Origin of the sequence: Streptomyces sp. NPDC002044 (assembly GCF_040296725.1) — a bacterium.
GTDB lineage: Bacteria > Actinomycetota > Actinomycetes > Streptomycetales > Streptomycetaceae > Streptomyces > Streptomyces antarcticus.
Map to the genome: position 1 here is coordinate 1 of NZ_JBEOXU010000282.1, position 3559 is coordinate 3559.

Annotated in this window: 6 protein-coding genes and 1 pseudogene; 4 read left to right on the forward strand and 3 right to left on the reverse strand. The window is 72.9% G+C overall.

The features are described from left to right. Window positions 1-105, forward strand: a pseudogene (locus tag ABT106_RS31425) (ATP-binding cassette domain-containing protein); the annotation flags it as partial. A gap of 28 nt (window positions 106-133) precedes the next feature. Here ABT106_RS31425 and ABT106_RS31430 read toward each other — a convergent pair. Next, window positions 134-535 carry a hypothetical protein gene (locus ABT106_RS31430; protein ID WP_351284327.1) on the reverse strand — a complete coding sequence of 134 codons (402 nt, stop codon included), beginning with the start codon at window positions 533-535 and terminating at the stop codon, window positions 134-136. Window positions 536-656: 121 nt separating this feature from the next. Here ABT106_RS31430 and ABT106_RS31435 point away from each other — a divergent pair, with 121 nt between their 5' ends. Together ABT106_RS31435 and ABT106_RS31440 are read left to right on the forward strand one after the other, a co-directional pair. Continuing rightward, a complete protein-coding gene (locus tag ABT106_RS31435; RefSeq protein ID WP_351284329.1) occupies window positions 657-1028 on the forward strand; it encodes a VOC family protein in 372 nt (123 codons plus the stop codon). A gap of 178 nt (window positions 1029-1206) precedes the next feature. After that, entirely contained in the window at window positions 1207-1389 is a 183-nt protein-coding gene (locus ABT106_RS31440) for a hypothetical protein (protein ID WP_351284332.1), read from the forward strand. Between the two features lie 30 nt (window positions 1390-1419). Here ABT106_RS31440 and ABT106_RS31445 read toward each other — a convergent pair whose 3' ends face one another. Together ABT106_RS31445 and ABT106_RS31450 are read right to left on the reverse strand one after the other, a co-directional pair. Then, on the reverse strand, window positions 1420-2787 hold the full coding sequence (locus ABT106_RS31445; protein ID WP_351284335.1) for a mycothione reductase: 1368 nt from the start codon (window positions 2785-2787) through the stop codon (window positions 1420-1422). Between the two features lie 95 nt (window positions 2788-2882). Then, window positions 2883-3113, reverse strand: a complete 231-nt coding sequence (locus ABT106_RS31450) for an acyl carrier protein (protein WP_351284338.1) — start codon at window positions 3111-3113, stop codon at window positions 2883-2885. A gap of 180 nt (window positions 3114-3293) precedes the next feature. On the opposite strand from ABT106_RS31450, the gene ABT106_RS31455 reads away from it, so the two are divergent. After that, entirely contained in the window at window positions 3294-3467 is a 174-nt protein-coding gene (locus ABT106_RS31455; RefSeq protein ID WP_351284341.1) for a CsbD family protein, read from the forward strand. The last annotated feature ends 92 nt before the right edge of the window (window positions 3468-3559 follow it).

Genomic DNA, 3559 nt, shown 5'->3' on the forward strand with positions numbered 1-3559 from the left:
CCGAGAACCTGTCGGTGGAGATCCCCGACCACTCCTTCACGGTGATCGTCGGCCCCAACGCCTGCGGCAAGTCCACGCTGCTGCGCGCCCTGTCGGGCCGCAGGCTCGTCACGGCGGACCCAGGCAGGCGGGCTCATACCGGCAGGTCGGGGGCGATCTTCTCCGCGTGCACGGTCAGCCGGCCGATGCGGGTCTCGTGGTTGGACGCCGTGGTGCTGTAGTCCCCGATGGCGCCCGGCCGGGCGTCCGTGAGGTACCAGGTGGCCAGCGGGGCGGCCGCTCCCGCGGCCGGGTCCCCGGCCGTCTCCTCGATCTTCACGTGCCGCCCGACGGGGGAACCGTCGGCGGACAGCGCCCACTCCTGCGCCCTGGGGGTGTCGGTGAGGACGCAGTCGGTCAGTGTCACCGTGAGGACCTGGCCGGGCAGACCGCCGTCCCCCTGCGGCCCCAGTCCGGACACCTCCCGACAGGTGAACCGTTCGCCGTGCACGGTGACGTCGTATCCGCTGGTCTTCTTCGTCTCGGAATCAGTCATGCCTGCCGCCTGCCCAGCCTCTGGTGCGCCAGACACCCGGGCCCGGACCTTCGCCCGTCGCGAAAGCCGCCGCGCGGGGGGACCCGGGCAGCGGCGACCGCGGGTTTGCCAGAATCGGATCATGCTGACCATCGGAACCATCGTCATGGGCGCCGCGGACGTGCGGCGGGCGGCCGACTTCTGGGGCGCGGCGCTGGGGTACGTCCCCCGCGACGGCGCCGTCGACGCCGACTGGACCGTCCTGGTGCCCGCCGAGGGGCCGGGCCCCGGGCTGGCCCTGGGCCTGAGCACCTCACCGGTGCAGGACCGCCCGCGCGTCCACCTCGACCTCTACGCGGCGGACGCGGCCGAGCAGGAGGCGGAGGTGGCACGCCTGGTCGCGCTGGGGGCGCGCCAGGTGGACTGGGACGCGTATCCCGAGGACCCCGACTTCGTGGTGCTGGCCGATCCCGAGGGCAACCGGTTCTGCGTCATCGACGCCACCCACGGCTGACCTCCTCCCGCGCGAACGGGAATCAGAGCGGGAACCGGGGCTGAGACAGGGGCTGAGACCAGGACCGAGACCGGGGCCAAAACACGGCGGGAATCACGGCGGGAATCAGGCGGTCCGGCCGCTCATGGTCCGGCTCCGGCGGGGCACACGCCCCTCACCTACCGAGAGGGGCACCACCATGCTGGGCATAGCCGCCGCCGTCCTGTTCTTCATCGCGTTCCTGATCAACGCGGCCGAGATCTCCACGAACAACATCTTCACCTCCACCAACTTCATGCTGGTCGGTCTCGCTCTGCTGGCGCTGCACGTCGCCGGGGTCGCGAGCGGGCTGGCCGCGCGGGGCCGTGGCCGCAGACGATGACATCCCCCGCGGCCCGGCCGGCCGCCGCGCTCAGAGACCGAGGTCGAGGAGGGCGTTCTCCACGACCTCGGTGAGCGCGGGGTGGATCCAGTACGGAACCCCGGCGAGGGTGGACGCGTCGGTCCCCAGGGCCATCGCGAGGACGAGGGGCTGGATGAGCGTGGGGGCCTGGGGCCCCATCAGGTGGGCGCCGAGCAGCCGGCCGGTGCCGGCCTCGGCGAGCACCTTGCAGAAGCCGGTGGTGTCCTCCATGGCCCAGCCGTAGGCCACGTCGGCGTAGCGCGCCGTGCCCACCCGGTAGTCCACTCCCCGGTCCCGGCAGTCCTGTTCGGTCGCTCCGACCGAGGCGATCTGCGGGCGCGTGAAGACCGCCGCCGGGACGTTGCCGTGATCGGCCGACGCGAGGTCGTCCGGGTGGCGGAGGTTGTGCGACACCACCTCCGCCTCCCGGTTGGCCACGTGCTTCAGCTGGACCGGCGTACAGATGTCGCCGAGCGCGAACACGCCGTCGGCGGTGGTGCGCTGGTGGACGTCGACGACGATCCGGCCGTCGTCGTGGGTACGGATGCCGGCCGCTTCGAGGTTCAGCCGGTCGCTGTTCGGGACGCGTCCCGCGGCGACCAGCAGCATGTCGGCCTCGACGGCCGAACCGTCGTCCAGGGTCAGCCGCAGGGCGCCCGGCCGGCCGCCGACCGCCGTGACCTCCCGGCCGAGCCGCAGGTCGTAGCGGGAGCGCACCAGTTCGGTGAACCGCTCGGCGACCGTCTCGTCCTGCGGTCCGAGGAGCCGGTCCTCCTTCTCGACGATGACGACGGAGCTGCCCGCCGCAGCGAAGACCTCGGCGAGTTCGGCGGCGATGTAGCCCCCGCCGAGGACGGCCAGGCGCCGGGGCGGGGCGTCGACGCGCATGACGGTGTCGGACGTTTCGTACGGCAGGCCCGATTCGGCCACCGGCGCGGGTACCAGCGGGCGTCCGCCGGCGGCGACGACGATCCGGTCCGCGCTGATGTCGAGGTCGCCCCCGGGAAGCCCGATGCGCAGCTGCCGGGGCCCGGTGAAGTGCGCCCGGCCCTCGTACACGGTCACGAAGCCGGATTCCATCCGGCCGCGGCGGCCCTCCTCGCGGTCTGCGTCGAGCCGACCGAAGACCCGGTCGCGCAGCGCGCGCCAGCGGACCGCCCGGAGTTCGGCGTCCACGTCGTAGGTACCGGCCTCGCGGACGGTCTCGGCGACGTGTGCCGCGTAGGCGAGCATTTTGCTGGGGATGCAGCCGGCGTTCAGGCAGGTCCCGCCGAACCACTTCTCCTCGACGACGGCCACGTCGAGGCCGGCGAACGAATCGTCGATGACGGCGTTGCCGGAACCCGCTCCGATGACAACAAGATCGTGATGAGGCATCGGCTCAGGTTACGAGGCCCGGCCCCGCCGTGGCGGGCCGCCGCGCTGGCGGTCGCGGCGCCCGGCTCACGGCCGGGGGCGAAGGGCCCACGGGGTCATGACGCCGGGCTGACCGCGTCGATCAGGGCCTGCACCGTGGTGAGCCGGCCCAGGTCCACCCCGTCGCGGACGTGGAACCCGGCGGCCTTCAGCTCCCCGAGCATCCCGATCACCGCGGCGTCGTCCAGCCCCAGGTCTTCCGCCAGGTCGGTCTGCGGTTCCAGCTCCTCGACCGTGCGCCCGCTGCGTCTGGCCACGATCTGCCCCACCACGCTGTCCCACTCCACGATGTCTCCTCTGGCCGGTCCGTTGTCGTCCCCCGCCCCTACCCCCGATGCGGGCCCGCACAACCGGGCGGGCCGTCGCTCTGGCCGACAACCGTCCCTTGCGTCAGCTCCGTTTGCGGGCCGGGATCCCGGTCAGACGGGAGGCGTACGTTGTTCCCATCCCCCAGGGAGTGATCAGCTGTGTCGGAGAACGAGAAGAGCCAGGCCAAGACCGAGCAGGCCAAGGGCAAGCTCAAGGAGACGGCCGGCCGCGCGGTGGGCAACGAGCGGCTGACGGCCGAAGGCCGCGCCGAACAGGCCAAGGGTGATGCCCGCCAGGCCAAGGAGAAGATGAAGGACATCTTCAAGCGCTGACCGGCACCCCGCACGAGCGCCGCGGGCCCCGCCCCCCGCCCGGGGGGGGGGGGCCCGGCCCCGGGGGCCCCGGGGCCGCGAGAAAAGAAGGA